This window comes from Streptomyces sp. NPDC029164, assembly GCF_055563995.1.
Genome location: NZ_JBVHWW010000043.1, coordinates 58,097 through 64,096, shown reverse-complemented (window position 1 = coordinate 64,096; position 6,000 = coordinate 58,097). Strand labels below are relative to the sequence as shown.

The following is a 6,000-nucleotide window of genomic DNA, read 5'->3' as shown; positions in this document are numbered from 1 at the left end:
CCCCCCCCCCCCCCCCCCCCCCCCCCCCCCCCCCCCCCCCCCCCCCCCCCCCCCCCCCCCCCCCCCCCCCCCCCCCCCCCCCCCCCCCCCCCCCTTCGCCGGTCGCCGTCAGGAGAGCTGGTCGACCTCGGGGTGTTCCCCCAGCCAGGCGCGCACGGCCTCCTGCTCCTTGCCCTTCCCGGTTTCCTGGATCTTCGCCTCCAGGCCGGTCAGCTGCTCTTCGCTGAGCTTGAACGAGCTCAGCCAGCGGGCCACCTCGGGCTCGTCGGCGGCGAAGCCCTTGCGGGCCAGGGTGTGGATCCCGTCGCCCTTGCCCCAGGCCACCTTCGGGTCCTCCAGCTTGGTCAGGTCGTACGTGGAGTAGGCCCAGTGCGGGGACCACAGCACGACCGCCACGGGCTCCTTCTTCTCGTAGGCCCGCTTGAGCTCGGCGAGCATGCCGGGCGTGGAGCCGTCGACGACCTGGTACTCGCCTTCGAGGCCGTACTCCTTCAGGACCTTGTCCTTGAGGATGGACATGGCTCCGGCGCTCGGCTCGATGCCGATGATGCGGCCCTTGAACCGGCCGGCCTTGCCCTTGAGGTCGGCGAGCGAGCGGACGTCCTTCATGTACGAGGGCACGGACAGCTCCAGCGAGGTGGGGCCGTACCAGGACCCGAGGTCCTCCAGCTTGTTCCCGTACTTCTCCCAGTACTGCGCGTGTGTGACGGGCAGCCAGGCGTCGGTCTGGAAGTCGAGCTGGCCGCCGGCCAGGCCGGTGTAGAGGGCTCCGGCCTCCAGCTGGCGGGCGTCGACCTTGAAGCCGCGCCGCTCCAGCAGCTCCTTCCACAGGAAGGTGGAGGCGATGCCCTCGTCCCACGGGATGTATCCGACGGAGACCGTGCGGCCCTTGCCGATGTTCGCCGCGCCGGCCGGTCCGTCCCCGGCGGTGGAGCCGCCGAAGGTGCTGAGGCCGCCCGCGACGAGCGCGAGCACGACGACGCCGCTGAGGGCGTGGACGGGCTGGGGGCGGTGGTTCCACACCTTGGCCGCGCCGGTGGCCGCGGCCTTCGCCTTGGCCAGGGCGCGCCGGCCGAGGGGGGAGACCTGGCGGCCGAGGGCGCCGGTCATCCGGTCCAGGTACATGGCCAGGATGACGATGGAGATGCCCGCCTCGAAGCCGAGGCCGATGTCGACGTTGCCGATGGCGCGGTACACGGCGCCGCCGAGTCCGCCGCCGCCGACCATGCCCGCGATGACGACCATGGACAGGCCCAGCATGATGACCTGGTTGATGCCCGCCATGATCGTCGGCAGGGCGAGGGGCAGCTGCACGCGGAAGAGGGTGTCGCGCGGGGTGGTGCCGAAGGCCTCCGCGGCCTCGACCAGTTCCGCGTCGACCTGGCGGATGCCGAGTTCGGTCATCCGTACGCCCGGCGGCAGCGAGAAGATGATGGTGGCGATGATGCCGGGCACCACGCCCACCCCGAAGAAGATGATCCCGGGGATGAGGTAGACCATGGCGGGCATGGTCTGCATGAAGTCCAGGACGGGCCGCAGGACGGCGCTGACCCGGTCGGATCTGGAGGCCCAGACGCCGAGCGGGATCGCGAAGACCAGCGTGACGAGCGTCGCGACCAGGACGAGGGAGAGCGTGGACATCGCGTCGGACCACAGACCGACGGAGTCGATGAGCGCGAGGCCGGCGAAGGCCAGCAGGCCCGCGAGGAGACCGCGCAGCCACCAGGCGCCGACCGCGAGGATGCCCGCGAAGAGCAGCGGGGCGGGGGCGGAGAGGACGGCGTCGATGCCGTCGTAGAGGCCGGTCACGAGCGCGCTGATGGCGTCGAACAGCCAGGACAGGTGGCTCTGGAGGAAGTCGACACCACTGTCGACCCAGGCGCCGAGGTGCAGGCGGGGCATCAGGCGGCCACCTCCGCACAGGCCATCGGGGGCCGTTGTTCGTCACCGAGGAAGGCGATGATCCGGTCCCGCGGCACGGAGCCGACGACGGCGCCCTCCGCGTCGGTGACGGCGACCGCGTGCGGGACCCGGGCGCTGACCGCGCACACGTCGGCGAGCGGGGTGTCGCCGTGTACGGTCGGGCAGCCGCAGGCTTGCGCGTCCGCGTCGGGCACGTCCATGACGGCGTCGGCGGTGAGCACCCGCGAACGGTCGACGTCCTGGATGAAGGAGGCGACGTAGTCGTCGGCGGGGCGGGTGAGGATGTCCTCGGCGGTGCCCTGCTGGACGATGCGGCCGTCGCGCATGACGGCGATGCCGTCGCCGATGCGCATGGCCTCGTTGAGGTCGTGGGTGATGAAGACAATGGTCTTCTTGAAGCGCTGCTGGAGCTCCAGCAGCTGGTCCTGCATGTCACGGCGGATCAGCGGGTCCAGCGCGCTGAAGGACTCGTCCATGAGGAGCAGGTCGGCGTCGGTGGCCAGGGCCCGGGCGAGGCCGACCCGCTGCTGCATGCCGCCGGAGAGCTCGTCGGGCCAGGACTTCTCCCAGCCCTCCAGGCCGCACAGGGCCAGGGCCTCGGCGGCGCGGCGGTCGCGCTCGGCGCGGGGGACGCCCTGCACCTCCAGGCCGTAGCCGGCGTTCTCCAGGACGTTCCGGTGCGGGAAGAGCGCGAAGTGCTGGAAGACCATGGAGATCTTCGTGGACCGTACGCGGCGCAGCTCGCCCGCGCTGAGCGCGGTGAGGTCCTGGCCGCCGAAGAGGATGCGTCCCGCGGTGGGCTCCAGCAGTCCGTTCAGCATGCGCAGCAGCGTGGACTTGCCGGATCCCGACAGACCCATGACGACGAAGATCTGGCCGGGTTCGACGCTGAACGAGGCGTCGATCACTGCGGCCGTGGTCCCGTCGGCGCGCAACTCGTCGCGGTCGGTGCCGCTTTCGAGCGCGCGGACCGCGTCGTCGGGTCGTCGTCCGAACACCTTGTAGACGTGCTCGGCTTGGAGCGTGGACACATAAACCTCACGGGTCGTACGGGGTACGGCGCGCGCCGGCGGACCGGTGGGCCGTAGAGCGGGACGGGATCTGCCCGTGTGCGCCCCGCCTCCGGCGCGCAGGCCGGAGGACGTGGTTCCGCTCCAGCAGTCCACGATGCCCCGCATTCGCCACCGCAAACACCAGCGTGATTCAGGTCACTTGCAGATCGGGGAACCGCGGCACGCGGGGCGGCGCCACCGGCCGGGTGGCGACGCGCGGCCGACGGGACGGAGTTGGAGCGGAGGCCCGGCGGCCGGGATGCGCGCCGGGCTCGGCGCGCCGCCGCCCGCGGCGTGTCGGAGCCCACACCGCGCGCCCGGCGGATGGACCGGGACCGGGCGGCCCTGGTTGTGACCTATGTAACGCGGAAGCCGGTCGCCGCCGGGTCGCGGCGGTCGCGGTGGAAGGTCAGCCGGTCCCACGTGGGGAAGGCCAGGTCGGTGACGGCCAGCAGCCGGCCGGAGGTGTCGTGCAGGGTGCGGCGCACGGTGAGACCACAGGCCGGGGAGGCGGCCGGCGGGTGGGTGGTGCGGGTCATGGTGAGGGTCTCGGCGACCCTTCCGCCCGCCGCGGCGCGGTCGAGCCAGCGCCGCACCGGGGCGAGGTCGTCGTCGCGGAGCGTCGCCCCCCGGCCGCGGTAGCCGGCCAGCTCGGGTTCGCGCGCGACGACGCCCGGAGTGAAGTACGTGACGGCGTCGCGGAGGGTTTCCCCGGCCGGCCCGCGTTCGCGGTGGTGATGGACCAGGGTGCGGTCCCCGCCCGCCATGCCGAGCAGCCCGGCGAGCGAGGGCGGGACGGTGACGAGGGTGAGCCAGCTCAGGGTGAGGGCGGGCACGGCGGAGGGGGGCCGGGCGGCGACCGGCTCGGCCGCGGACCCGCTCCCGGGAGCGGCGGCGGCCACCACGGCGGTGACGGCGGGCCGGGTGCCGCGGCGGCCGGTGACGACCAGGCCGTCCTCGCGCAGGTGCTGGAGGGCGGCCCGGATGGTCTGCCGGTTGACCTCGTAACGGGCGGCCAGGCTGCGCTCGGAGGGCAGTCTGCCGCCGGGGGTGCGCGCGGCGCGCTCGAGATCGCGGCGCAGCGCTGCGGCGATCCGCTGGTACTTGGGCATGGCGGCCGGGCCGCCGCCCCGCGAAGGGGAGGGCATGGCTTCTCCTCTGACGGGTGGTCAAGGACTGCGCGGTCTGCCCGACCAACGTAGCATTGGTCTATACCTTTAGGTGAGAGGAGATCCGGGAACCCGGCCCACCTTGGCCGGTTCCGTACGCACCCGGTCCGATCGGCGTGCACCCGCTCCGATCGGCACACCCGGTCCGATCGGCGGTGCGCCCCCTACTCCCGCAGCGGGTTGGGCAGGGGCAGGTAGCGGGCGTCCGCGCCGTCGGCCCGCGTCCAGCGCAGCAGCAGGTTGGTCTTGGCGGGCAGGGCCGGGGCGGTGAGCAGCTCCGCGATCTCGGGGAGCCCGCGCGTGGCGTCGTAGCGCCGGAACTCCTCCCGTACGGCCGGCCACAGGAGCGGCGAGATGTCCGGATACCGTCCGGCCAGCGCACCCGCGATCTCCGCCAGGTTATTGACGACCAGGCAGTAGACCAGGCGCTGCCAGGCGTCCGCGCGCGGCAGGTCCGGCAGCAGCTTCACCCCTTCCGCGTCGCGGAAGAGCGCCTGCACGGGCATGCCCTCCGCGTCCACGGCGACCAGGGTGTTCTGCAGGTGGGCCTCCAGCACGACACCGTGGCGGGCGAACAGCTCCAGCACGGGTGGCACCACCTGGCGCAGGTACGCCCGCCACCAGCGAACCGGGTCGGCGGCCCCGGCGGGCGGGCTCCCGGCGTAGCCCTCGGCGAGCGCGGCGGCGAGCAGCGGCGTCGCCCCGGGCACAGTGTGGGCGCGCAGGCCGTCCCGGACCAGGACGGCGAGCTCCTCGAAGGCGAAGGAGGCCGTGCGGTAGCCGCGGTCGGCCAGCCAGGCCGCCGCCGAGCCGGTCCGGCGCAGCGCGGCGAAACCTGCTTCGACGGCCGCGTCGGTGCGGCGCAGTTTCAGCAGGTCGTGCCGCCACAGCCGGCGCACGTCGTTGGTGATGCGGACGTCGAGGCTGAACTTCACGAAGAGGTCGGCCGCCGGTTCCGGTACGTACAGGGTCCGGATGGAGGCCGTGGGCCAGGCCGGCCGGCGGCTCTCCCCGAGCCGCAGCAGCCGCCCGTCGGCGAAGGCCTCGCGCACCGCGGGCCGCTCGCCCACCAGATCGAGCTGCCAGGGGTGGGCGGGCAGCAGCCGGTAGCCGGCCGGGGCGCGCGGCCCGTCGAGGGCGTCGGCCAGGGAGTCGATCGCGTCGGAGGCGGCCCGGCCGCCCTCCTCGGCGGCCTGGTCCTCGCGCAGCCCGAGGAAGACCAGCGGGAAACGGGCGAAGGCCTCCGGCGCGTACGGCAGCCAGCTCCCGGCCGGGGCTCCACCGCGGGCCTTGGGGGCGGGGTGGTGCGGGTGGCCCATCACCAGGGACTGCTCGGAGAGGACGTACGGGTCCTGCGGGGGCTCGGCCTCGGCGCGGGCCGCCAGCAGCGCGGCGAGCGCGTCACGGCTGTCGGTGATCTCGACGGGGAGTTCGTCGTTGGGGACGCCGGTGAACCGGCCCAGTTCGTCGGAGACGAGTTTGACCAGCTCGGTGTGGCTGAGCGGGTGCCAGCCGGCGGCCGTCCTCAGTTCGGGGCGGACCGGCCGGCGCCCGCCGCGCACCCGGAGCAGCCGGCCGCTGCCGCGCAGCCGGTGGACTCCCCTTCCCCCGCCCGCCCCCGTGCCCGCACCGTAGGCTTCGGCCGGGCCGCCGGGCCCGGCAGGCCCGACGGGATCGGCCGTCTCCCGCAGCAGGCAGTTCAGGAGCGGGGTGGCGGCGTACGCGTCCGCGGCGGCGTTGAGGTCCACTGGTTCCATTCGGTCCATCCGGTGCGCCGGAGGCTCGCCAGGCGTAACCACCGGTCGTGATCGTCGGTATCCGCAATGATTACTTGATCATCCCGTAAAGCGATATTC

The 6,000-nt window shown here is 73.6% G+C and carries 4 protein-coding genes; all 4 read right to left on the bottom strand.

What is annotated here, in order from left to right; genetic code table 11:
• Positions 1–108 precede the first annotated feature (108 nt).
• The 4 genes from ACZ4VT_RS32655 to ACZ4VT_RS32640 all read right to left on the bottom strand — a co-directional run bounded on the left by ACZ4VT_RS32655 (position 109) and on the right by ACZ4VT_RS32640 (position 5,910).
• The gene (locus ACZ4VT_RS32655; RefSeq protein WP_467955029.1) at positions 109–1,902 is read right to left on the bottom strand and encodes an ABC transporter permease/substrate binding protein; all 1,794 of its coding nucleotides are present in this window, start codon (positions 1,900–1,902) and stop codon (positions 109–111) included.
• On the bottom strand, positions 1,902–2,954 hold the full coding sequence (locus tag ACZ4VT_RS32650) for a quaternary amine ABC transporter ATP-binding protein (RefSeq protein WP_467955028.1): 1,053 nt from the start codon (positions 2,952–2,954) through the stop codon (positions 1,902–1,904). The genes ACZ4VT_RS32655 and ACZ4VT_RS32650 overlap by 1 nt, the downstream gene beginning before the upstream one ends.
• A gap of 377 nt (positions 2,955–3,331) precedes the next feature.
• Positions 3,332–4,123, bottom strand: a complete 792-nt coding sequence (locus ACZ4VT_RS32645) for a GntR family transcriptional regulator (RefSeq protein ID WP_467955027.1) — start codon at positions 4,121–4,123, stop codon at positions 3,332–3,334.
• A 185-nt stretch (positions 4,124–4,308) separates the two neighbouring features.
• The gene (locus ACZ4VT_RS32640) at positions 4,309–5,910 is read right to left on the bottom strand and encodes an IucA/IucC family protein (RefSeq protein WP_467955026.1); all 1,602 of its coding nucleotides are present in this window, start codon (positions 5,908–5,910) and stop codon (positions 4,309–4,311) included.
• Positions 5,911–6,000: the final 90 nt, after the last annotated feature.